Origin of the sequence: Vibrio sp. Isolate25, from assembly GCF_022398025.1 — a bacterium.
Classification (GTDB): domain Bacteria; phylum Pseudomonadota; class Gammaproteobacteria; order Enterobacterales; family Vibrionaceae; genus Vibrio; species Vibrio coralliilyticus_A.
The window spans coordinates 498,808-523,461 of sequence record NZ_JAKEUT010000001.1 but is presented as its reverse complement, the minus strand read 5'-3'; the positions used below and the strand labels follow the sequence as shown (position 1 = coordinate 523,461).

Sequence of the window (24,654 nt, the reverse complement as noted above, 5' to 3'; positions counted from 1 at the left end):
TATTGGTTTCACTCTCACATTGTCACAGCTGCTAATGATCGATTAAATTTGTGCTTAACTAAATTGAGCTTCTTTTGCGCTTCAATACGCTCGCTCCTTCTCAAACTCGATGTATGGCTAATAGCGGCTTCGCAGTCAAAGATCGCTTTTCTCACGTCAGTAGGACTCACCTTTGCTGGGATTTCTCGGCTTAGGAGCGATAACAGTTTGCTGGCGACCTCCACACATTGCAGTCTAGACTTAAAAACCTCTAGGCACAGAGCTATCGCCTTATCTACGGATTGAACTGCATACTTGTCAACTTGACACAATAGTCTCACTAAATCGGACTTACGTTTTCTACCGCGTTCAATCCGGTTTTCTATTAATAATTGCAAGGAAGCCTCTCCCAACAATGGTGTCGAGCCAGAGCGATGACTTCGAACATGGTGAGTGACTTTGTCAAACCAATAGTAATTGTCTGTTTCGTAAAGTAGAAATAAAAGATAATCCAGTAAAGGCAGGTCTAGTTTCTGGTAGTTCTTGAGTAAATTTGCCAACTTTATCCGAGCAATTTTATAGTTCTTATCATGCAACTCAATATGTACATCGACTAAAGTGAGCGCCAATGCATCATGATCGGACAAGTCTGCCTTCATTATATTGGACAACTCATGGTGAGCAGACATCGAAATAGATCGTCCTTGCGCTTTTGCTGTGAGCAATTTTAACCGCAGAACGTGAGTGGCATTCACTACTGTATTACGGTGTGTATTGACGATTTGATCTCGATACACAGCTAAGTGACTCATTACGCTCTGATAGTTTTCTTCCATTTCACATAAGTGAATGTAAGCCAAAAGACGAGATGCGCTTCCTTTTGAAAATTTAATCGCTTGAAGTAGCGCTTGTTGGGCTCCCTCACGATCTTTCTGTAACAAACAACATAACGCTTGCACGTCTAACACTGCAGATGGCTTTTTACCTGTTTCATCCATCCATTGCTGAAGCAATACTTGTGCTTTGATTTCTTTACCTTCCATGACTAACGCCATTGCGCAACCAACGATAGCCCAATGGCTGGTGCACTTTAGCTGACAAGCCTGAAAAAGTGAAAATGCTTGTTCGGTGTATTGCTCTCTCAGGTACACAGCCCCTTGAGCACGAACAAAACTGGTTGAATATTCAGGGTATTGCTCCCTAGCTTTGTTAAAGGAGTGTTCTATCTCTTTGAAACTCGCCTTCTTGGTAGATCGCAGTAAAGAAGACAATATTTGCTTTTGCTTGTAAGCGCGTAGAATTCGCTTCTTGAAGTCATAAATCGAGTACGGCTTAAGAATGTATTCGTCAGGTTCAGCCTCCAAAATTGAGCGCGCAACGTTTCCTGTTGTTTCACTCGTCAACATAACGAATGCACATTCAGAGCGAATCAAACCATAATGGCAACACTCTTCGTATATTTGTTTGCCGTTAAGCTCCTTGCCAAATCTATAATCACAAATGAATAAGTCAATCGAGATTTCTCGTAAAGTTTGATAGACCGATCGCACGTCTTTAGCCGTAAAGATTAAACGGTCACTAAAGCCCAGCTCCCTAAGCAAAATTCTTAAATTAGTTACGACCAATGGAGAGTCGTCTGCGATCAAGACTCCCGCTTGGCTGATGTTTTGGATTTGGCCGAACATATTCAACTGCTTTGACTAGAGTGAAATTGCTCGTTAGGGTATAGAAAGGAAAAGCTGATTAAAACGTCAGTTTTATCAGAGTTTCGTCAGGATTTACCGTTCACAAAAACGAGGGTAATAGTTGATAAAACAGTATTTACAAGAGCAATGCATTTAATACTTTTGGCACATTATCACCTAACAAACCCAATCATTTTTCAAATGAAGTTGACTTTGCAAGTGACGAATTATTACAGCCAAATTCTAGAAGCGCAGCTTCTCATTTCTCCAATTCGCTACCTCTGAAAACGACATTTCAGCTTAAAATATGAACACACATCAATAAAAGCTCACATTTACTGCCCGATACTGGCTTGACTGCTGGAGCTTAATAAATATTTCATGTTACAAATATAGGTTACACGGAAGATATTTATAAATTTAAACAATAAAGCTTATGGAAGGCTTACCAAGTGTTGGATTAGGTACGTCGAATTAAATGTCACATATCATCAAGAACAAAACGTCGCAATCGAACGCTTCGTCGATCTCAGGTAGCCGCTCTGCCAATGAGAACTTACCAGGACAAAGCTCCGCTTCTCTGAGTGGCGCCGAACTTGACGAATTGATGGATAACCACTTTAAGCACATGTTTGATGTGTTTAATGATGGTATTTTCTATATGACCGATGATGATCGGATCTTTTTTTACAATCCTACTTTTTATGAAAAATATGATATTGCCTCTGGTCAATGTCATCTAGATGCATGGTTTAACCTAGTACACCCTCTGGATAAAGCCATGCTAAAAGGTGAAGTTGACACACACTTCCAAGAGGATGATCGTAAGCTATCGACTCAATACCGAGTCAAAAACAAATCCGGTCAATATGTTTGGATTGAAGGAACGGCGGTGACCAAAACCATTAACGGTACACGTTTTATGATTGGCTGCCACCGTGATATTTCAGACCGAAAATTGATGGAAACCTACGTTCAGCAAGCTGCATTTAGAGACAATGCATCTGGGCTATCTAATGGTCAGAAACTCATCATCGATATTGATGGATTAGCTGACCAGTTACCGGGGTTACATTCACTGGTCTATATCCAAATTGGCGATATTCGCTCGTACCTCAGCGCTTACGGGCCCCATATTTTACGTGATGTGATGTCACACCTTATCACGGCATTAAATTCGTTTACCGATGACTTTGTTGATATCTATCGTGTCCGATCCGATGACTTTGCTGTATTGATAAGAGGCCAATATTCGACTGATGAGCTCATGCAGCTAGGAGAAAATATTTCCAAGACTTACCAACAATCGGTTCAAGCCAGTGGATACCTGTATGGTGCAGATATTAGCATCGGGATGTTTCCTCGCTTTGACATTGGACTCGCAGCGGAAGAAGTGATTAAAATCGCTGCGCGTACCTGTCAGTTTGCAGGTGAAAAAAGACATAATCGCGTTGGTGTCTACAATGATGAGACGAAAAGCAAAGTTGACCGACACTTTTACATCGAGCGGGAACTTGCCAACGCCATTCATAACGAAACTCTGACGGTTAAGTTCCAACCTATCATCTGCGCCAAGACAAATCGTGTCGCCAGCTTCGAAGCGCTGGTACGTTGGAAAAGTAACACGGTTGGTGAAATTTACCCCGATGAATTCATTGAAGTGGCTGAAAAGAAAGGCTTGATTGTTGAGTTAGGTTACCTTGTTTTCTCCAAAGCGTGCCAATTCATTAAAAGGTACTTAGCAACCCACAAAACAAACATTCGTGTGAATGTGAACGTGTCTGTTCTACAGTTGTTGAACCATCAGTTTCCAGATCGAATAAAACTGATTGCCGACCAACACGGAGTCGACACAAAAAATATTGTCTTAGAGTTGACTGAAACGATCATTCTTGATGGCAACAAAAGTGCCATCTCCCAATTAAGCCGCTTGAGCGAATACGGTTTTTTACTTTCCCTTGATGACTTTGGCTCAGGATATAGCTCACTCAACAGCTTTTTTGATTTGCCCCTTAAGCAAATTAAAGTCGACAAAACCATGGCTTGGCGATGTCTCGACAACCCCGCTACTTTAAAATACCTCACATTTATCACTCAATTATGCCAATCGCACAAGGTGGATATCGTTGTTGAAGGTATAGAAAATGCTGAGATGCAAAAATGTTTCACTGATATGGGTGCTTCATTCCTCCAAGGGTATTGGTTCTCTAAGCCACTTTCTCTCGCTAGCGCCAGTCAATACACCTTAGTTTGACGCACCTCGCCAACAAACGTTTTGTCACAAAAGGTTCACCATGGGAAATAGACTTTTGTGACAATGCTCAATAACATCAACTTTCTTGATGATAATTCGACCAAATTAAATACAAGCAATGATTCTCCATTACAGTAAGTCTCCCCGCTCTAACGGCAATATTGAGCTTAAATGTCTGGCCATCATGCTCATTGCTGTCTTCGCGATCAATACCCCTCTGAGTTTCATTAAAGACGCACAAAAACAAGATATCTCTTTCCAACTCAAAGCCATCGATGAAACACTGAAGCTTCGAAAACAACAAGTCAGTAACTACCTAGCCCTACGTAAAACCCAGCTTGCGCAAAACTACTTTGAACACCCTGAGCCATTCAATGATGTGATCAGGCACTTGCTTACCAATCAAGATTTGATCGACAAAATAGAAATCGTCACCAAAAATCCAGAACACAGTTATCGATATAAAAACTTAATCGATTCCTACACGCCTTTTTATGCCTCTAGCCTCAATGCTGATTTACTTCAAATTCTCTATCAGCCTGATTTGGGTCTTCTCACAGAGTTTGCGCCTATTTATCAGGGCTCAAAACACATAGGCTATTTGGTTGTCGACATCAATATGAGCGAGTTCAACAGCACCAGTAGAAAAGATATCCTCCTTGCAGATGAGAGTGGGTTTATCTACTCAAGCTCTCACCCATCGATAGAACGCTATCAATACCTATCCGATTCATACTCGACCGTTTGGCGGGATCTAAGCAGAACTCAACGTTCTGAAGGTATTCTCGAACAAGATGATCTCTACTTCATCTATCGTAATATTGGTTTTTTTGGCAATAAACCTTACTACCTGATTAAAGTGATAGGAAAAGATGAGTTTATTCCTAAGTATCTGTATTTGATTATGGTTCTGCTGGGTGTGAGTATTGGTGCTTCGTACTACTTGTACAAGTTAAGGCAAGAACGACGAGAGTTAAGCAAAATCACTTACACCGACCAACTTTCTGGCTTGTACAACCGACACTATTTACAGAAAGTAGAAAGGCAAAATCTCGCTAATGGCAATTACTACTTGGGTATTTTCGATATAGACCATTTTAAATCCGTCAATGACAAATACGGCCATGATGTCGGAGACCAAGTGATCAAACGAGTCGCATCTATTATCAAGTCACGTATCCGCGTTTCAGACTATGCATTTAGAATTGGGGGTGAAGAGTTTGTCATACTGATCCGGACAGCCTCCATGCAAGATGCACAACAAGCCATGAATCGTATACGCATGGATGTATCCCAGTTTACTCAAGCACCTAAGGTGACCATTTCTGGGGGACTATACCCTTACTCAGGTACACTATCGCAATCTCTTAAACGCGCCGATGAGCTTCTGTATCAAGCAAAGCAAAATGGTCGAAATGCCGTTTACGCAAATACTTAGTCAGCGCTTTCAAACCTGTACAAAACGATTAAAACCGTTTAGACAAAGAGGCGGTCTGCATGCAGCCTCTTTGTCGCCACCTCTAGTTAGCATGGTTAAAAACTGGATAGTTCCACCAGTTCTTTGGTGTACTCCCGCTTCGGGTTAAGGAATAGATCCGCAGTTTCTCCTTGTTCAACAATCTCTCCTTGTTTCATCACTATGGTGTAATGACACAGAGATTTAACCACATTCAAGTCATGGCTTATAAAGAGATAAGTTAAACGGTACTTTTCCTGCAAAGATTTGAGCAAGTCCAGTACCTGTGCTTGGACAGTTCGATCTAGAGAGGAAGTAGGTTCATCCAATAAAATAAACTCAGGCTTTAAAATCAACGCTCTTGCAATTGCAATTCGCTGCCGTTGGCCTCCTGAAAACTCGTTTGGATAGCGAAAGCGGGTTTCCGGATCAAGGTCCACTTCTTCCATCACATCACAAATCATTCTATCGACCGTCTCATCGTCATAGTCTTGGTGGACACGTAGCCCTTCTCCAATGACCTGAGCCACAGACATTCGCGGATTAAGTGCTGAAAACGGATCCTGAAACACTACCTGCATTTTACTGCGATACGGCAGCATTCCTTTGCGATCTAAGCCTTGTAACTCTTGTTGTTGGTAGGAAATTGAACCTTCAGAGTGAACAAGACGCAAAATAGCCATTCCTGTTGTCGACTTACCAGATCCGCTTTCTCCGACTAAACCAATGGAGTGTCCACGTTTAAGATCAAACTTCATATCGGTTACCGCTTTGATATGCGATACCACACGTTTAAATAGGCCGCCGCTAATTGGGAACCAAACTCGGAGATTATCAACAGACAAAAGGCCACTTGAATCAGCCGGAACTTCGACGGGTAAACCTCTTGGATCCGAGTTGATCAGCTTTTGTGTATAGGGGTGCTGGGGAGTGGAAAATAGAGACTTGCAGTCAGCCTCTTCAACCAGTTTGCCATTTTGCATCACAGCGACACGGTCAGCAATACGCCGCACAATACTTAAGTCATGGGTAATGAATAACATGGCCATGCCTAGCTCTTGCTGCAGCTCTTTTAGGAGGTCTAGAATTTGTGCCTGTACTGATACATCAAGGGCAGTCGTGGGTTCATCAGCAATCAATAGCTCAGGTTCGTTGATGAGAGCCATTGCAATCATGACACGCTGTCTCTCACCCCCTGATAACTCATGTGGATAGGCATTAATTTTTACATCTGGGTTACGAATTCCTACTTTACCAAGCCATTCAATAGCCAAAGCTTCAGCTTTCTTCTGCCGAACACCACGGTGAATCGCTAGAGTTTCCACCAGCTGCTTACCGACTTTATGCAGTGGGTTGAGCGATACCATAGGCTCTTGGAAAATCATACCGATTCTACCACCCCGAATGCCTCTTAGCTGTCGCTCAGAACAATTCAGAATGTCTATACCATCAAAGTGAATACTGCCTTCTAAATAGTGAGAAGAGCCCTTGGGTAAGAGCTTTAATACCGAGTTAGCTGTAACGGACTTTCCAGAGCCACTTTCGCCAACTAACGCTAGGGTTTCACCCTGATTAATCGAAAAAGAGACCCGATGAGTAACTTGTTCGACCTCTTTCCCACGGCCAAATCCGACTGACAACCCATCAATAGTTAATACTTTTCTAATCATGGTTAGCTTCCCTGATGGTGCGGGTCAAAGGCGTCGCGAACTGCTTCACCGACAAAAACAAGTAGAGTCAACATGACTGACAAGACAAAGAAAGCAGAAAAGCCGAGCCAAGGCGCTTGCAAGTTCGCTTTCCCCTGCGCTAACAATTCTCCCAAAGATGGAGAACCAGCAGGAAGGCCAAAGCCAAGAAAGTCGAGTGACGTGAGTGTCGTTACAGAGCCCGACAAGATAAAAGGCATCATCGTCAGTGAAGCAACCATGGCATTAGGTAACATATGGCGGCTCATTATGCGGCTATCATTAACACCCAATGCCTGGGCAGCCCTCACGTAATCAAAGTTTCTACAGCGCAAAAACTCAGCTCTCACAACTCCTACTAGGCTCATCCAACTAAACAGTACCATGATCCCGAGTAACCACCAGAAATTGGGTTCAACAAAGCTGGAAAGGATAATGAGAAGAAAGAGTGTCGGCATCCCCGACCAAACCTCGATAAACCGCTGCCCTAACAAATCTAGCCAACCGCCATAATAGCCTTGAGTTGCCCCAACAATGACACCAATAACACTGGAAATAATGGTAAGGACGAAACCAAACAAGACAGAAATCCTGAAACCATAAATAATTCTCGCCAAGACATCTCGACCTTTATCATCCGTGCCAAGCCAGTTAACGTGATCTGGAGCAGAAGGAACCGAACCTGATATGTTGTAATTGATGGTATCGTAGCTAAACCGAATCAGAGGCCAAATGATGTAGCCTTTTTCCTCAATCAACTCAATCACGTATGGGTCAGTGTAATCAGCTTCTGTCTCAAACTCTCCACCAAACTCTGTCTCGGCGTACTGCGTGGCGATAGGGTAATACCATGTGCCTTCATATTCGACTAGCAGCGGTTTGTCATTCGCGATCAGTTCCGCAAACAAGCTGATCACAAACAAGACCATAAAGATCCACAAAGACCAATAGCCACGTTTATTGGCCCGAAACCTCTGCCAGCGCGCTTCATTTAACGGGTTACGTCTTTTCTTTGTCAGCATTAACGCGCCTCAAAATCAATTCTTGGGTCAACCCAGGTGTAGGTTAAATCGGAAATAATACTCAAAATAAGGCCAAGCAGCGTCATGATGTATAACGAGCTAAACACCACGGGATAGTCGCGTTGGATTGTCGACTCAAAACCCAGCAGGCCGATCCCTTCTAAGGAGAACATCACTTCAATCAGCATTGAGCCTGTGAAGAAAATGCTGATAAATGCGGCTGGGAAGCCTGCAATAATGATCAGCATGGCGTTACGAAACACATGTTTATAAAGAATACTTCTCTCATCAAGACCTTTGGCCCGAGCTGTGACAACGTATTGCTTATTGATTTCATCAAGGAAAGAGTTTTTGGTCAGCATACTTAACGTGGCAAAACCACCAATCACCATCGCCAGAATTGGCAAGGTAAGATGCCAAAAGTAATCAATAATTTGATCATACCAAGCCAACTGGTCAAAGTTGCTGGAGACGAGACCTCTTAGCGGGAACCAGCTAAAGTAATTCCCACTGGCAAACAAGATAATTAAGATGATGGCAAACAAAAAGCCCGGAATCGCATAGCCGACAATGACCACGGCACTCGACCAAATATCAAACCTGGAACCGTGATGGATGGCTTTCATTATCCCCAATGGGATGGAGATTAAATAAATAATCAAGGTACTCCATAAGCCAAGAGAAACTGACACAGGTAGCCGTTCAACAATCAAGTCGATCACATTTCCACCTTTGAACAAGCTATCTCCAAAGTTAAAAGTGGCGTAGTTTTTGAGCATATCAAAGTAGCGTTCATGGATCGGCTTATCGAATCCAAACTGCTTTTTGATTTCCTCCACGACTTCTGGATCTAAGCCACGCGAACCTTTATAACCACTTGCTGTTGCATCACTTCCTACGTCCAATTCGACTTCGCTCCCGCCACCAGCAAAGCGCTCCATTATCCCAGAGCTATGACCTTCAAGCTGTGCAATTGCCTGCTCAACAGGGCCACCTGGTGCAATTTGGATGATAAAGAAATTGATGGTGATGATCGCCCACAGTGTGGGGATCACCAAAAGTAAGCGACGAAATATATAGGCAGCCATCTATCCCTCACTAGCGTCGTTTTTCAGGAAGTTTTTCGGCTTTCTCTTTGGAGATCCACCAAGTATCGACGCCTAAATCGTATCTTGGCATTGTGGTCGGCCGCTCAAACTTATCCCACATCGCCACACGATATTCACTTACGTGCCATTGAGGAATAATATAAAAATTCCACTGCAACACACGATCCAGTGCTCGTCCTAACGCAAGTAATGCGTCTGGGTCTTGCTGCTTTTTCGATATCTGCATCGTCAAACTATCGACCACTGGGTCAATAACACCTGCCGTGTTGTAAGTCGAATCTATGTAGTTAGAGTTCCAGACAATCATCAGGTTCGGACTCGGATAAGGGTTTGCAGAATACGACGAAGAGACCATATCAAAGTCACGGTCACGCAGTCGTTTGATATATTGAGTGGTATCAACAGAACGTATTTTCATATCAATACCCAGACGCTTCATATTTTTCTGTACCGGGATCGCAATACGTTCAGCGGTAGGGCTATAGATCAATAGTTCAAAGGAAAAAGGCTGACCTGTTTTAGTATTGGTTAAAACCTTATTCTTTAACTCCCAACCCGCATCTTTTAACAGTTTGAACGCAGTTCTCATTTGCGAACGAATCCGTCCTGAGCCATCCGTGACTGGTGGTTGATACTCTTCGGTAAACACTCGCGGTGGAATTTGATCTTTAAAAGGCTCTAGAACGGTTAACTCCTCTGCACTTGGCAGACCTTTCGCTTCATAATCAGTATTCTGGAAGTAACTACGTGTACGGGTATATTGGCCATAGAACATGTTCTTGTTCATCCATTCGAAATCCATCGCATAAGTCAATGCCTCGCGAACTCGAGCATCTTTGAAGACTTCACTTTGAATGTTGAACACAAATGCTTGCGTATTTTCAGGCTTCTGATGAGGAATTTCCTCTTTAATGATGTAGCCCTTATCGAAATTCACACCGATATAAGAGTTGGCCCAAAACTTCGCTGAACTTTCTAAGCGGAAGTCAAACTCTCCGGCTTTAAAAGCTTCTAGCATAACCGTATCATCCCGATAGTAATCGTATTGAACTTGCTTAAAGTTATTTCTCCCAACATTCACTGGGAGATCTTTCGCCCAATAGTCATCCACTAACGAATAAGTCACACTCTGACCAGACTTGTAATCGATGATTTTATACGCGGAACTGGCGACTGGTGGGGTTGATAAAGGTTCGGAGAAGGTCTTATCCTTCCAAAAATGTTCTGGTAACACACGGGTTGATTGGGCAAAACTGAACATTTTTTCGCGATTCGGCGTGGCCATTTCTATACGAACCGTCATATCGTTTTTGGCGGTAACAGATTTAATATCTTTGTAATACACCCGATACTGCGGCACGCCTTCTGTCATAAATTTATCAAATGTAAATGCGACATCATGCGCGGTGATCGGCTCACCATCGTGGAATCGCGCCTTAGGATTGATATCCAATTCAAGCCAAGTGTAGTCGTCCGAATACCTGACTCGCTCAGCGATCAGTGGGTAGTAAGTATCGATTTCATCACTAGGTTTAAACATCAAGGTGTCATAAAGCTCTGCTGTCGCTGCAGCAGCAACCCCTCTTGAAGCAAAACGGTTGAAATTGTCGTATGTGCCGACTTGACCATAAGTGATTTTGCCGTATTTTGGCGCTTCTGGGTTCACATAATCAAAATGAGTGAAGTCTTGTGGATACTTAGCTTCGCCAAACCCAACCAAACTGGTTGTCTCAATTACTTTTGCATATCCGATTGAGCTTAAACTCGCAATCATTGCCCCTAATAGGGCGTGGCGCATTCTTGTCATTCCCTGTTCCCTCGGCTGAATTCGCAATTCTTTTCACACTATACTATTAATTAATATTAATAATTCAATTACTTGAATAAGTATAGGCGTTCAGTTGAAACCTATCGCAGAGTTCACGAAGGATATGCTAATAACAGAGGGAAAGTTATTCGATAGAGAGAAATGAAAGCCTGCTGAATCAAGCAGGCTTTGGGGTTAGTGATTTTTTAAAGTATTTCCTTGGCGATCATGTGTAACAAGAATGTCTCACGTTCAATGCTCATGCCTTTTTTCGGGCTTTCAGCGATCGTTTTTTCATTGTGGGCGATCGCTTGATGAATGTTCAACCAAACCGCTTTCATACCATTCTTTATCTCGTAGTCTTCGTACGCGGTTTGACCTAACTCACGATCGACTTTACAGGTGTAGCAATAAGAGTGCATGTGCATTACATCAGCGTCGTCTTTGTACCAAGGACGAAACTCTTCATAGATACCATATGGCTTTATGTTATGAATGTTTTGCGCGCCTGTCTCTTCCTGAAGTTCACGCACCAGACCTGCAATAATGTCTTCACCATCATCAATACCGCCACCAGGGATAGTGTAGTCATGATAGCGCTCAGTGTATAACAGGAGGATATCTTCACCATCGACGACAATCGCTCTTGCAGCTTTACGCTGGAAAACGGTTTTATCATCAAGATGATCAATATCAGGGTGAATGGCTGTTTTAAGGTGTCGCATGAAGTCTTTGCATTGAAAAATTTGCCGCGATTCTACCACATCACCCTGATGCCTCAAGCTAGGCGAGTTGAAACCGATTGATCATTGCCATTAAGCCGTCTGACACACGCCCGAGCTCTTTACTAGAACTGGCCATTTGCGCAGACTCACTCGAAACGGTCGAGGCCATATCACTCAGACTCACAACATTGCGATTTATGTCATTGACCGTTACTGTCTGCTCTTCTGCGGCCGTAGCAATATGTTGATTCATCTCTTCTATGGTATGAACTTCTTTATTGATCTTATTTAGCGCTTCACCTGCTTGACTTGAAAGCTCAGAAGCATTGGTAGCTTTCGCTGTACCTTGGTCCATCACTTTAACCACATTCTCCGCGCCCACCTGCAGCTTCTCAACAATGTTTTGAATCTCCAAGGTAGACTCATGTGTACGTAAAGATAAACTTCTTACTTCATCCGCCACCACAGCAAATCCACGTCCTTGTTCACCCGCCCTCGCCGCTTCAATGGCAGCATTCAGCGCCAGTAGATTGGTCTGCTCAGCAACGCCTCGAATCACTTCAAGAACCGTATCAACATTGCGAGCATCTGAGGCCAGTTTTTGGACAACTTGGCTGGCAGACTGTATCTGCTCGGCAAGTTCGTTAGCTTCTTGGACATTTTTATCAATGATTGTGTGGCTATGATTGGCTTCTTGCGCGGCTAAGCGACTGGCATCGTTCGCTTCTACTGTGCGAGCCGCAACTTCCTCTACGGTTGCTAACATTTCGGTCATAGCCGTTGCTAACATGTCGACATCGGTTTGTTGTTGATTCAGGCTGTCGTCAATATGGTGAACGGAATTAGCGAGCTGATTGGCAGCACTAGAAACCTGGCTACCCGAGTCGCTAATACTGAGCATGATCCCTTGTACAGACGCGACAAACTGGTTGAAGTAACGAGCCAGAAGCACCAACTCCTTGCTGCCCTCTTCAGGAAGTCGCTGAGTCAGATCGCCCTCCCCTTTAGAAAGAGTTTTCATCGCCCGAACCGTGCGTTTGATTGGAGATGTGATGGTTTTGATGAAAAAGCCAATTGCGATAGAAAGAATCGAGAGGATACCGATGGCGTAGCCTGCCGATGCGACCTCAGAACGATGCATATCTTCCTGCAAGGCAACCATATTCATACCAGAACCGATCATCCACCCCCATGGTTGAAACATCAGAGCGTAACTGGTTTTCGGATCCGTTTTTTCACTGTCTGGATTTTTCCAGCTGTAGTCAACAAACCCGCCGCCGTTTTGAGCAACCTGATAAAGATCCTGAACGAAAAACTTACCTTCACTGTCTTTTAAGCCAAGAATATTTTTACCCAGCAAGGAGAGTACTCCACTGGCAAGTTGCACTCCATTAGAGTCACCGACGAAAATATAATTGTCACCATCAAAGCGCATTGAAGAGATAGTTTGCAGAGCTCGACCTTGAGCTTCACTTTCCGAAAGCTGACCCGCCTGATAAAGTTGATAATAATGTTTGGCGACACCGGAAGCTGATTCCACCAAAGTTGAGACACCACGTTCATAATTTTCACGCATGTGCTCCCGAGACTGGGCAATGTTGAGGAGAGTATTCGCAAATAAACCAATAGCAAACAAGCCTAATATAGACCACGCTCGTGCTGCTATGGACACTTCAGAAAGCCTTTGTTTAATCATATCCATATTTCCTAACCGGAGAACAAAACCTCATCAACTCCTAGCCTAACCCTCGTTTAACACGATGATTAATAAGCTAAGAGTCATTTAATTTATAAATACCACTTTAGCAGTAAAAAAGTGACCTTGAGATGAAAATAGGCCGAACATTGCAAACATTTTTATTAATAACAAAAAAGTCACTACAAGCACCTGACGAATATAAGTGTTTCATTTGCCATAAAATATTTGTGGTTTAATTTTTTCTTAAATCACGGTTCAATAGAGTCAGTTTTATTTCCTCCCGTAATATTTTGAGAGAGGCCCATCATGTTAGATGTCGCTGTATTTAGTGCTAAGTCTTACGACGAAGCATCTTTCACTAAAGTTAATAAACAATATGGATTTGCTCTCCACTTCCATGAATTTCAGCTAACTAAGAAGACCGCCAAAATGGCGTACGGTTGTGCAGTAGTCTGCGCTTTCGTAAACGATGATTTATCCACCCCAGTGCTCGAATCACTTGCAGAACAAGGCGTAAAGTTAATTGCGATGCGCTGCGCTGGTTTTGATCGCGTTGATCTCAACACTGCAAAACGTCTTGGCATCCAAGTGGTTCGTGTTCCAGCCTATTCTCCAGAATCGGTGGCCGAACATACGGTTGGCCTAATGATGAGCCTGAATCGCCGTTTCCATAAGGCTTATCAACGTACCCGTGATGCCAACTTCTCCTTAGACGGCTTAGTTGGCTTTAACTTTCACGGTAAAACTGTCGGTGTAATTGGTACCGGTAAAATAGGGATTGCTACGATGCGCATCCTGAAGGGACTCGGTATGAATATCCTCTGCTTGGACCCGTTTGAAAACCCACTCGCCATTGAACTTGGGGCAAGCTACTGCTCAAAAGAAGCGCTTTTCCAGAAAAGTGACATCATCACACTCCATTGTCCAATGTCAGAAGAAAACTATCATCTGCTTGATGAAAAAGCTTTTGAACAAATGAAAGATGGCGTCATGATCATCAATACCAGCCGTGGCGGATTACTTGATGCCGCCGCGGCTATTGAATCTCTTAAAACAGGTCGAATCGGTGCTCTGGGCCTGGATGTATACGAAAACGAGAAAGAACTGTTTTTCCGTGATAAATCCAACGATGTGATTGTCGATGACGTTTTCCGCCGTTTATCGGCGTGTCACAATGTACTGTTTACTGGTCATCAGGCGTTCCTGACGGACGAAGCGTTAGGCAACATTGCAGATACAACGCTGGGTAATATTGCTGCATTCAGTGAAGCAAAGCACTCAGGTAATGAGCTGCTAGAGTTGTAACGATTAAAAAGGGCTTTCATATGAAAGCCCTTACTTTTTTATTTCCTTAATGCATTCAGTTTGGCTTGTGCTATGCCAAAAACCGTATCTATCGGGTAACTTCCCTCATCACTGGCTTCGCCTGCAGGCTTGCCCATGAACAGTTCTATCGCTTCTGTAACATGATCAATAGCCCAGATCTGAAACTCCCCTCGCTCTACCGCCTTAACAACATCTGAACGTAACATCAGATTGTGCATGTTGGCTCTTGGTATGATGACGCCTTGTGTCTCACTTCGTCCTTTAATGCTACACACGTCAAAGAAGCCTTCAATTTTCTCATTAACCCCACCAATAGGCTGAGCTTCCCCAAACTGGTTCATCGAGCCAGTAATGGCGATGTCTTGTCGATTTGCCTGCTTAGAAAATGCCGATACCACAGCGCAGAACTCTGCCATGCTGGCACTGTCGCCATCCACTCCACCGTATGATTGTTCAAAAGTAATGGTCGTCTTGAGAGGGACTTTTGCGGTTTTACCGAATACCGATGAAAGATAGGCGGTCAGGATCATGACACCTTTGGAGTGAATGCTACCGCCTAAATCTACACTTCGCTCAATATCAATGACTTCACCATCACCATAGCAAGTGGTCGCGGTAATCCGGTTTGGTGCACCAAACATATACTCACTGGTACTTAACACTGAAAGCGCGTTAACTTGCCCTACAGCTTGGCCTGCAGTCTGAAGTAAGGTGGTACCGTTAATGAAGCCTTCCATCACACTATCTTTGAGTCGGCTAACTCTCAGTTCTTGGTTAGCCAGAGCCTCTTCAACATGGCTTGCGCGAATCATGTTTGAGTTAGCCTGACGCGCTACGTAGTTGGACTCACGAATAAGATTCGCGATGTTAGCAGAGTGAAGTGACAATTTAGTTTGATCACCGGATAACCGAGAGCTGTGCTCTATAATTCGAGCTATGGCTTTTTTATCACAGTGCAGCATGTTGTTATCATTAACGACACTGGAGATAAAGCGAGCATAATGAAGCTCAGACTCTGGGCTACGACTCATTTCGTCTTCGAAATCTGCCGTCACACGGAATAGCTCGCTGAATTCTGGGTCATAATGTTGCAGTAATTGGTATGTGCGATAGTCACCAAATAAGATAATTTTCACGTCCAATGGAATCGGCTCCGGATCCAAGGAAACCGCGCCAGTGAGTGTCACTTCTTTTTCTAGCGAGGTAAAGCTCAGCTTGCGTGCTCTCAATGCTCGCTTGATCCCATCCCAGACATAGGGTTGCTCTAATACCTTTTGAGCATCCATGAGTAACACGCCGCCATTCGCTTTGTGCAGGCTACCAGGGCGTATTAAAGAGAAATCTGTAAATACAGTTCCTTTAAACGTTGCCGTTTCAATGTAACCAAACAAGCTGTGGTAGTTGGGGTTCTCTTCAACAACGATTGGGAATTCGTCACCTTTACGGCTTACAAGGACATTAACCTTGTAGCGACGAGGGAGTTTCTTATCCAATGATGCCGTGGCAACTTCACCTTGCTCTCCACTTTGTTCAAGAAAAATATCTGCGTTTTCAACAATGTCTTTCTGGAGTTCCGTCAAATACGCTTTAATTTCCGCGTAACCAGAATAATCCTTTTTCAATTGCTTGATAAAGTGTGTGATGACTTCTAAAGTCACCTCATCATTCAACTTCTTGATTTTTTCACTGTATGCTTCTTCCCACTCGGTCAACTGACGAACCATATCTCTTAGCTTGATTTCAAGCTCGTCAATGGTTGAGCCAAAATACTCTTGCTCTTTCTTTGTCAGCTCTTCAAAAGATTCTTCGGTGTGCATCTCTTCGCCATTCATGGCCACAAACTGATAATCACCTTGGTTAGTGATGGTCAGACTAATGCCTTTCGCTTTCGCTTCTTTGGTGATCACGGCCAGTTCAGCTTCCTGCTTTTGGGCCAACTGATTTTTGAGTTTGTCAGCACGGCTGTAATACAGCTCATTATCAAACGCTAATGGGATAGCATTCACCAGTTTTGACATTAACTTTTCAATGTCTTGCTTTAACTGGCTACCAATACCACAAGGCAGTGCAAGTACTTTTGGCGTTCTAATATCATCAAAATTTGCCACATAACACCAATCATAGAGTGCTTTTGCGTCATGCTGGTGGCGATTAAGGTAACGTAAAATCATGGTTCGCTTACCAAGGCCGTTCTGGCCAATGGCGTAGATGTTGTAGCCCTTTTCCTTAATGGACATTGCGAATTCTACCGCCTTCTGGGCGCGTTCTTGACCGACGATTTCGTCAATGGGTGCCAGCTCTTTTGTAGACTTACTCGGTAGCATTTCCAGCTCCGCAGCATGGTACAGCTGGCTCGATTCAAGCCGTTGAATTGCCATCTTTCTTTCCTTATTGTTATTTTTCATCCACTCTATAACGACCTAGTGTAGGCCAGTTTTTTATATATTTTAGTGACTTAGGTACTATTAGAGTTCAACTGATTAAATATCCATCAATTATGACGTCAAACACCTTTTTAAATGATAACCATTTGCAATAGATAATAAATTGCATTTAAATGTGCATTGTTACGATTTTGGTGGAGTATTTGAACATGGATCTACAACAGTGCTGGACACATTACCTCAAAGCTGAGCAGTTATTAGAACAAGGTCATTGGCCAGAAGCACACTACTTGTACGATCAGGTTCTGCATCATTTACCTACGCACATTCAAAGTGCGCTCAGTGATGACCAAATCAAACCATGCCAATTCAGTTGTTTGTTGACCGGCTTACGTGATGCAGCCATCTCTCAGTCTGAGATCCTAAATAAAATGGGCCAGTATCATAATGCCTTCGATTTGCTCAACCAAAGTTATGCTTTGCTTCAGTTTCTGTCGATTGAGCCTACTGAATTGGTTCAAGCCACCCACCAGATTCTAGATAAAAACTGTGAGGATCTTTTACGCCATATGGGCGCATTTTGTAGTGCTCAGCGTAATGCACAGTGGATGTTGGAGTTTGAGCAAGTTCAGAAAGCCCACCACCACTTTGCGACATTAAAGAGCTATGGCAGTGCAATGGAAAGCTCTCACTCAATAAATTAATACAAGGAATGCAAATGTCACAGAAGCCAATTCTTGAGGTAAAAAACCTCTCTGTCAGCTTTACTACTAATGACGGAATTGTTGACGCGGTAAAGGATGTTAATTTTGAGCTGTTTCCAGGAGAAACGCTCGCCATCGTAGGTGAATCGGGAAGCGGAAAATCCGTTTCAACCAACGCTTTGATGCAATTACTACCAAATAATGCCATTGTTCACGCTCAATCAAGCATCATTTTCGAAGGTGAACAACTCGTTGATAAAGCTGAGAAGGGAATGCAGTCTATTCGTGGTGACCGCATTGGAATGATTTTCCAAGAGCCCATGACTTCACTTAATCCATTTATGCGCGTAGGTATTCAGGTGGCGGAAGCCATCATGTGCCACCGCCCTGTTTCTCGTTCTCAAGCAAAACAGAAAGTATTAGAGTTGTTTAACCTTGTTCACCTCCCAAACCCAGATCAAGCTTACACAAAGTATCCTCATGAGTTCTCAGGCGGTCAGCTACAGCGCATCATGATTGCGATGGCATTGATCAACGAACCAGACATTCTTATTGCTGACGAGCCAACCACTGCACTCGACGTTACTGTACAGGCAGAAGTGCTTAACCTAATTAAAGAGATCCAAGAAAAAATGGGCATGGCGATTCTCTTTATTACTCACGATCTTGGTGTTGTAAAGCACCTAGCGGATCGTGTCATCGTCATGTGTAAAGGAGATGTGGTTGAAGAGGGGCAATGTCAGGCACTGTTTAACGATCCTCAGCATGATTACACAAGAATGCTCATCAACTCGATACCTAAGGGAAGTAAAGCCCCTATAGAAGAGAGTGCTGCACCTCTGCTAAAAGCAGAAGATATTCGCGTTAAATTCCTGATAAAGTCCCATTTCATTCAAAGGAAAAACCAGTACTTTGAAGCGGTTAAAGGTATTTCTCTTGAGCTTAAGCAAGGTGAGACCTTAGGTATTGTCGGCGAGTCTGGCTCAGGAAAATCGACACTAGGACGTGCACTTATCGGGCTACTGCCCTGTACGGGAGGCATTGAATTTAAAGGTCAGGATGTGAAGGCACTGAGTGAGAAAGAGCGCTTTGGGCTTAAAAAAGACATTCAGATGGTTTTTCAAGATCCTTATGGTTCTCTATCCCCACGTATGACTGTCGGTGATATCATTACCGAAGGTCTAACAGTACATCAGCCTCAGATGGGTCGCTCTGAGCGTATGAAGCGTGCTCGTAAGGCGCTAGAAGAGGTAAGACTTGATCCTCATTCAATCAACCGTTACCCACATGAGTTCTCTGGTGGTCAACGTCAACGTATCGCAATTGCACGGGCTTTGATCCTAGAACCTTCTTTTATTCTGCTGGATGAGCCGACTTCTGCACTGGATCGCTCAGTACAGCTGACCGTTATCGACCTGCTTAAAGATATTCAGAAAAAGCACAACATCGGCTTCCTATTTATCAGCCACGATCTGAGTGTAGTGAAAGCACTTTCTGACCGCGTATTGGTGATGCAGAAAGGCGAAGTAATGGAAGAAGGCACGGCGGATGAAATATTCCACTCACCGAAAAATGACTATACAAAGAAACTCATTGAAGCGTCGTTTGATCTCGACGAAGAAGAGGTTGTAGCCGCGTAATTAACATTGGTTTGGCCGCCAACACAAGCCGATGCAAGGATGCATCGGCTTTTCTATTTAGAAATAGTGTGAAATGGCCAGATAGCGCGCCCGAATGTGCTCAATCAGCAGCTTAACCTTATTGGGTGGCTGACGAGTAAACGGGTACACCGCGTAAATCCCTAACCGCTTGCCGACCAATTCAGGAAACAGATCCACCAGCTGACCATTACGAATATCGTGGTAAACCAAGCATCGCGGTACATACGCAATCCCGTGCCCACCCAACGCTGCTTTCCTTAATGCCGTCGCATTGTCGGTCGAGAAAGAACCAGAGACCTTCACAATATAGTTCCCCGATTTTGACTTAAACTCCCACTCTGAGGCACCTGTGGTTTGATAGGCGTACTGCAGGCAGTTGTGGGTGACAAGGTCTTCAGGTTTAATCGGTTTTCCGTTGCGTGCGATGTAAGAAGGTGATGCACAAACCACCCATTGAGAATCAAGAATATGACGAGCAATCAGGCTTGAATCTTCAAGATACCCCGTGCGAATCACTAAGTCATAACCGCCCTCTACTAAGTCGACAAAGCGATTATCGAGGGACATGTCAACCGTTAAGCCTGGATGTAAGTTGCAAAACTCCGCCACTGCATCAGCCAAAATTAGGTCACCAGAGATCGAAGGAACCGACATTTTGATATGGCCGCTGATATTCTCACCGAACCCGGATACCGCATCCATTGCTTCCTGAGCGGCTTGCTTCACATTTTTCGCGCCGTGGGTCAGCGCCTTGCCAGCCTCAGTTAACGTCAATTTACGCGTAGTTCGATATAATAGTTGAACGCCAATTTCTTCTTCTAATCGAGCAATTCTTTTGCTAACTACCGAATTTGTAAGGTTATTTATCTCTGCAACCTTACTAAAACTACCCAGTTCTACAACCTGAGAAAACAAGATTATATCGTCCGCACGCATACCATTATGTCATTTTTGGAATTAATTATTTTCATTATTTCCCTATATCAATAAAAAATAAAGGGGTAAATTCACCTCGAATTAACACAAATATCACAATTATAAAATCTAAGAGATTCTAGAGAATCCTGATTTGTAAAAGTAAAAGCCTGTACGAGGATGTACCAATGAGTGAAACTTTACTGGCCTTAGTGGCCTTTTCGCCGATAGTTGTTGCGGCTATATTATTAGTCGGTCTCAACTGGCCAGCTAAACGCGCAATGCCTGTCGCTTTCGGATTGACGGTTGTTATTGCCCTATTCTTCTGGGATATGTCTACTACCCGAGTTCTTGCCTCTATTTTCCAAGGATTAGGCATCACTGTCTCTGTTCTATGGATTGTTTTCGGCGCCATTTTCCTGCTCAACACGCTGAAGCATACTGGTGCGATATCAACCATCCGCAATGGATTTACCAATATCTCGCCAGACCGTCGAGTTCAGGCGATCATCATCGCTTGGTGTTTTGGCTCATTCATTGAAGGCGCCTCTGGTTTTGGTACCCCAGCTGCCATTGCTGCTCCGCTTCTGGTCGCGATTGGTTTCCCTGCTCTTGCCGCCGTTTTAATGGGCATGATGATTCAGTCTACACCCGTGTCTTTCGGTGCCGTAGGAACCCCGATCATTGTCGGCGTGAACAAAGGCCTAGATACACATAACATTACTGAAGCGCTTGTGGCTAACGGTTCAAACTGGGACGCATACCTTCAGCAGATAACGTCCAGCGTTGCGCTGATCCACGCTTCTGTGGGTACTCTCATTCCTGTGCTGATGGCGATGATGCTAACACGCTTCTTTGGCAAGAACAGAAGCTGGACAGAAGGCCTAGACATTGTTCCATTTGCCATTTTTGCAGGCCTTGCTTTTACTATTCCGTACGCGTTAACAGGTGTGTTCTTGGGCGCAGAATTCCCATCACTTATCGGTGGTCTGGTTAGCTTAGCGATCGTGGTTTCTGCTGCTAAGCGTGGTTTCCTTGTCCCTAAATCAACGTGGGATTTTGAAGACGAAAAGAAATGGCCTGCAGAATGGTTAGGCTCTCTTAAGATTGATCTGGCGGATTCTAAAGACAAGCCAATGAGCATGGTTATGGCTTGGCTGCCATACGTGCTTCTTGCTGTCGTCCTAGTAGCAAGTCGCGTCAGCCCTGAGTTCAAAGCCATGCTGCGTAGCGTGAGTTTGTCGTTTGGCAACATTCTTGGTGAAGCTGGTATCAGTACTGCTATCCAACCTTTATATCTGCCTGGTGGCATCTTAGTGTTTGTCGCTTTGATTGCAGTACTTCTTCAAGCACGCAGTGCTACCCCATTGACGAAAGCGTTTGGTGAATCGAGTAAGACACTGATTGGTGCGGGCTTTGTACTTGTGTTCACCATCCCAATGGTACGTATCTTTATCAACTCTGGGATCAACGGTGCTGATTTAGCAAGTATGCCTGTTACTACCGCAAACTTCGCTGCGGGTTTGGTGGGTGAAGCCTTCCCAGCACTCAGTGCCACAGTTGGCGCTTTGGGTGCATTCATCGCAGGCTCAAACACCGTCTCTAACATGATGTTTAGCCAGTTCCAGTTTGAAGTTGCTCAGACGTTGTCTATTTCAAGCGCAGTCGTCGTCGCTCTTCAAGCCGTCGGTGCGGCAGCGGGTAACATGATTGCGATTCATAACGTTGTAGCGGCTTCAGCAACCGTAGGCCTTCTGGGTCGTGAAGGTGCGACGCTGCGCAAGACCATTATCCCAACATTCTACTATCTTGTAGTGACCGGCGTTATTGGCTTGGTAGCCATTTATGGTATCCAAATTACCGATGCGCTAATGAAGTAAACCTTTTCGCGTTAATATCTGCCCCTGACAAGACTGGACACTAGTGTCGAATAATTGCGGGTATTAACGCCTTTTTAATCTAATAAAGATGTCGTTCCAGCCTTATCTAGGCCCCCAATATGTAAATGTAGGACTGAATTTATGATCATCTCAGCTTCAACAGACTACCGCAAAGCGGCTAAATCTAAACTTCCGCCGTTCTTATTCCACTATATTGATGGTGGCTCTTATGGAGAGCACACGTTAAGGCGCAATACCGAAGATCTCGCGGATATTGCTCTAAAACAACGTGTTCTCAAAAACATGTCTGATCTGAATCTGGAAACCGAAATCTTTGGTGAAAAATTCGCTCTACCTATTGCTCTGTCTCCAGTTGGTCTAACTGGCATGTACGCGAGACGCGGTGAAGTACAGGCCGCTATTGCTGCGGAAAACAAAGGCATCCCATTTACGATGTCGACAGTGTCCGTCTGCCCTATTGAAGAAGTCACACCCGAGCTCGCAAGACCCATGTGGTTTCAGCTCTACGTTTTGAAAGACCGCGGGTTCATGAAAAACGTACTTGAACGCGCGAAAGCAGCCGGAGTCACAACGCTCGTCTTTACGGTTGATATGCCAGTCCCCGGGGCTCGCTATCGTGACATGCATTCTGGTATGAGCGGACCAAATGCCGCAATGCGCCGGGTCTTTCAAGCGATGCGTCATCCTTCTTGGGCATTTGATGTCGGCCTGTTTGGTAAACCGCACGATCTAGGCAACATTTCAACCTACCGCGGTGAGCCAACGAAGCTCGAAGACTACATTGGCTGGTTAGGTGAAAACTTTGATCCTTCCATCTCGTGGAAAGACCTAGAGTGGATTCGTGACTTCTGGGATGGCCCCATGGTCATCAAAGGAATTCTAGATGAGCAGGACGCAAAAGATGCCGTTAAATTTGGCGCTGATGGCATTGTCGTTTCCAACCATGGCGGTCGCCAGTTAGATGGAGTTATGTCATCTGCTAAAGCATTACCAAGTATTGCTGATGCCGTAAAAGGTGATCTGAAGATCTTTGTTGATTCTGGTATTCGCACTGGTCTTGATGTAGTCCGAATGCTCGCCTTGGGTGCAGATTGTGCCATGCTAGGCCGTTCTTACATCTATGCACTTGCAGCACAGGGACAGGCAGGCGTGGAAAACCTTCTCGACCTGTACGAAAAAGAAATGCGCGTTGCCATGACACTTACTGGCGCGAAAAACACTCAAGAACTGACTAGGGAGTCTCTAGTTAGCTTCAAATAACAACTTGGGCAGTACATTCAGCATGCTGTGCTGCCTAACTTCCCCTTCCTAATTCTTACACCCATCCCAGTTCTTATTAACAACATGTAACAAAAGTATTATCCTTTGCGAAGACACTCCCACTCACGGTGTGTAAAGCATTACAAATAATTACTTATGAGAATATATTCTCAACAATAAATACACAAAAAGAATTGGAGAGAAGTGTGGAACTGGAGATGTTCACCTGCGATGCATTTACAACTCAACGCTTTAAAGGGAATTCCGCGGCAGTAGTTCCTTTAGCTGATTGGCTCAGCGATGAAATAATGCAAAACATTGCAGCAGAAAATAATCTTTCTGAAACCGCTTTTGTTAAACCCACAGGCGCTAACCGATATGAGATTCGCTGGTTTTCTCCCGTCGCAGAGGTCGACTTTTGTGGCCACGCGACACTCGCCACCTCGTATGTGCTTTACCAATTTTTCGCTCTGAATGGAAAGATCGAGTTTGAAACAAGACATGTAGGCTCATTAGAAGTTGAAAAAGACCTGTCTGGGCGAATATTAATGACATTCCCAAATCGAAAGCCAATCGAATCTGAAGTACCGCCGGAAGTAATGGAAGCACTTTCCATTCAACCAAGCCAAGTACTAAAAAGCCCACAGGCCTATTTCGCTTTCTATGAGAATGAGCAAGATATCATTGAGGTTCAGGTTCGTCGTGAATATTTAGAAAAGTTGGCACCTTATGACTTAGTGATTTCAGCCAAAAGCCAACAGTATGATTTTGTCTCTCGCTACTTTTGGCCCGATGTCGGTGACTGTGAAGATCCCGTCACGGGTTCTATTCATGCTGGACTGGCTCCTTATTGGTCGAAACAACTAGGTAAGTCCAACCTCAAAGCCTATCAAGCGTCTAAACGTGGTGGAACTCTATATTGTCACGTGGAAGAGGACAAGGTGATTGTTTCGGGTGATGCGGTTCTATATTCACGCAGCAAAATCTATGTATAAGTAGCTAGGGTGTCATCCGTTTTTTGCTTCTACCTATTGAACAACAACTGTCTTGCTCTGGTTTCTTGTCCCCGCCAATTGCTT

General features: G+C 44.1%; 17 protein-coding genes. 8 read left to right on the top strand and 9 right to left on the bottom strand.

Annotated elements, in window-relative coordinates:
- Positions 1 to 14: 14 nt before the first annotated feature.
- Entirely contained in the window at positions 15 to 1,664 is a 1,650-nt protein-coding gene (locus L1D15_RS02325) for a response regulator (RefSeq protein ID WP_239874547.1), read from the bottom strand.
- A gap of 478 nt (positions 1,665 to 2,142) precedes the next feature.
- Between L1D15_RS02325 and L1D15_RS02320 the strand changes: the two genes are divergently transcribed.
- Both L1D15_RS02320 and L1D15_RS02315 read left to right on the top strand, forming a co-directional pair.
- On the top strand, positions 2,143 to 3,918 hold the full coding sequence (locus tag L1D15_RS02320) for an EAL domain-containing protein (protein WP_239874546.1): 1,776 nt from the start codon (positions 2,143 to 2,145) through the stop codon (positions 3,916 to 3,918).
- A 118-nt stretch (positions 3,919 to 4,036) separates the two neighbouring features.
- Positions 4,037 to 5,356, top strand: a complete 1,320-nt coding sequence (locus tag L1D15_RS02315; RefSeq protein ID WP_239874545.1) for a diguanylate cyclase — start codon at positions 4,037 to 4,039, stop codon at positions 5,354 to 5,356.
- A gap of 95 nt (positions 5,357 to 5,451) precedes the next feature.
- Here L1D15_RS02315 and L1D15_RS02310 read toward each other — a convergent pair whose 3' ends face one another.
- From L1D15_RS02310 to L1D15_RS02285, 6 genes are all read right to left on the bottom strand, one after another.
- Positions 5,452 to 7,044: an ABC transporter ATP-binding protein gene (locus L1D15_RS02310; RefSeq protein ID WP_239874544.1), complete on the bottom strand. Its 1,593-nt coding sequence runs from the start codon at positions 7,042 to 7,044 to the stop codon at positions 5,452 to 5,454.
- A 2-nt stretch (positions 7,045 to 7,046) separates the two neighbouring features.
- Entirely contained in the window at positions 7,047 to 8,084 is a 1,038-nt protein-coding gene (locus tag L1D15_RS02305; RefSeq protein ID WP_239835264.1) for an ABC transporter permease, read from the bottom strand.
- Positions 8,084 to 9,172: a microcin C ABC transporter permease YejB gene (locus tag L1D15_RS02300; protein WP_239835265.1), complete on the bottom strand. Its 1,089-nt coding sequence runs from the start codon at positions 9,170 to 9,172 to the stop codon at positions 8,084 to 8,086. The genes L1D15_RS02305 and L1D15_RS02300 overlap by 1 nt, the downstream gene beginning before the upstream one ends.
- Before the next feature lie 10 nt (positions 9,173 to 9,182).
- Positions 9,183 to 11,000: an extracellular solute-binding protein gene (locus L1D15_RS02295; RefSeq protein ID WP_239874543.1), complete on the bottom strand. Its 1,818-nt coding sequence runs from the start codon at positions 10,998 to 11,000 to the stop codon at positions 9,183 to 9,185.
- Positions 11,001 to 11,206: 206 nt separating this feature from the next.
- Positions 11,207 to 11,725, bottom strand: a complete 519-nt coding sequence (locus tag L1D15_RS02290) for an NUDIX hydrolase (RefSeq protein ID WP_239874542.1) — start codon at positions 11,723 to 11,725, stop codon at positions 11,207 to 11,209.
- Positions 11,726 to 11,783: 58 nt separating this feature from the next.
- On the bottom strand, positions 11,784 to 13,421 hold the full coding sequence (locus L1D15_RS02285; RefSeq protein ID WP_239874541.1) for a methyl-accepting chemotaxis protein: 1,638 nt from the start codon (positions 13,419 to 13,421) through the stop codon (positions 11,784 to 11,786).
- 309 nt (positions 13,422 to 13,730) lie between these two features.
- On the opposite strand from L1D15_RS02285, the gene L1D15_RS02280 reads away from it, so the two are divergent.
- Positions 13,731 to 14,729 (top strand): 2-hydroxyacid dehydrogenase, encoded by a 999-nt coding sequence (locus L1D15_RS02280; RefSeq protein WP_239874540.1) that lies wholly within the window; start codon positions 13,731 to 13,733, stop codon positions 14,727 to 14,729.
- 38 nt (positions 14,730 to 14,767) lie between these two features.
- Here the strand turns inward: L1D15_RS02280 and L1D15_RS02275 are convergent, their stop codons facing one another.
- Positions 14,768 to 17,128: an ATP-binding protein gene (locus tag L1D15_RS02275; protein ID WP_239874539.1), complete on the bottom strand. Its 2,361-nt coding sequence runs from the start codon at positions 17,126 to 17,128 to the stop codon at positions 14,768 to 14,770.
- Between the two features lie 215 nt (positions 17,129 to 17,343).
- On the opposite strand from L1D15_RS02275, the gene L1D15_RS02270 reads away from it, so the two are divergent.
- Positions 17,344 to 17,838, top strand: a complete 495-nt coding sequence (locus L1D15_RS02270) for a hypothetical protein (protein WP_239863909.1) — start codon at positions 17,344 to 17,346, stop codon at positions 17,836 to 17,838.
- Between the two features lie 14 nt (positions 17,839 to 17,852).
- Positions 17,853 to 19,478 (top strand): ABC transporter ATP-binding protein, encoded by a 1,626-nt coding sequence (locus L1D15_RS02265; protein WP_239874538.1) that lies wholly within the window; start codon positions 17,853 to 17,855, stop codon positions 19,476 to 19,478.
- 57 nt (positions 19,479 to 19,535) lie between these two features.
- On the opposite strand, the gene L1D15_RS02260 is transcribed toward L1D15_RS02265, so the two are convergent.
- Positions 19,536 to 20,435 (bottom strand): LysR family transcriptional regulator, encoded by a 900-nt coding sequence (locus tag L1D15_RS02260; RefSeq protein ID WP_038161629.1) that lies wholly within the window; start codon positions 20,433 to 20,435, stop codon positions 19,536 to 19,538.
- A 167-nt stretch (positions 20,436 to 20,602) separates the two neighbouring features.
- On the opposite strand from L1D15_RS02260, the gene L1D15_RS02255 reads away from it, so the two are divergent.
- The 3 genes from L1D15_RS02255 (at position 20,603) to L1D15_RS02245 (ending at position 24,570) form a co-directional block, all read left to right on the top strand.
- Positions 20,603 to 22,294, top strand: a complete 1,692-nt coding sequence (locus tag L1D15_RS02255) for an L-lactate permease (protein WP_239874537.1) — start codon at positions 20,603 to 20,605, stop codon at positions 22,292 to 22,294.
- A 141-nt stretch (positions 22,295 to 22,435) separates the two neighbouring features.
- Positions 22,436 to 23,575, top strand: a complete 1,140-nt coding sequence (gene lldD / locus L1D15_RS02250; RefSeq protein ID WP_239874536.1) for an FMN-dependent L-lactate dehydrogenase LldD — start codon at positions 22,436 to 22,438, stop codon at positions 23,573 to 23,575.
- Positions 23,576 to 23,781: 206 nt separating this feature from the next.
- Positions 23,782 to 24,570 (top strand): PhzF family phenazine biosynthesis protein, encoded by a 789-nt coding sequence (locus L1D15_RS02245; protein ID WP_239874535.1) that lies wholly within the window; start codon positions 23,782 to 23,784, stop codon positions 24,568 to 24,570.
- Positions 24,571 to 24,654 lie beyond the last annotated feature (84 nt).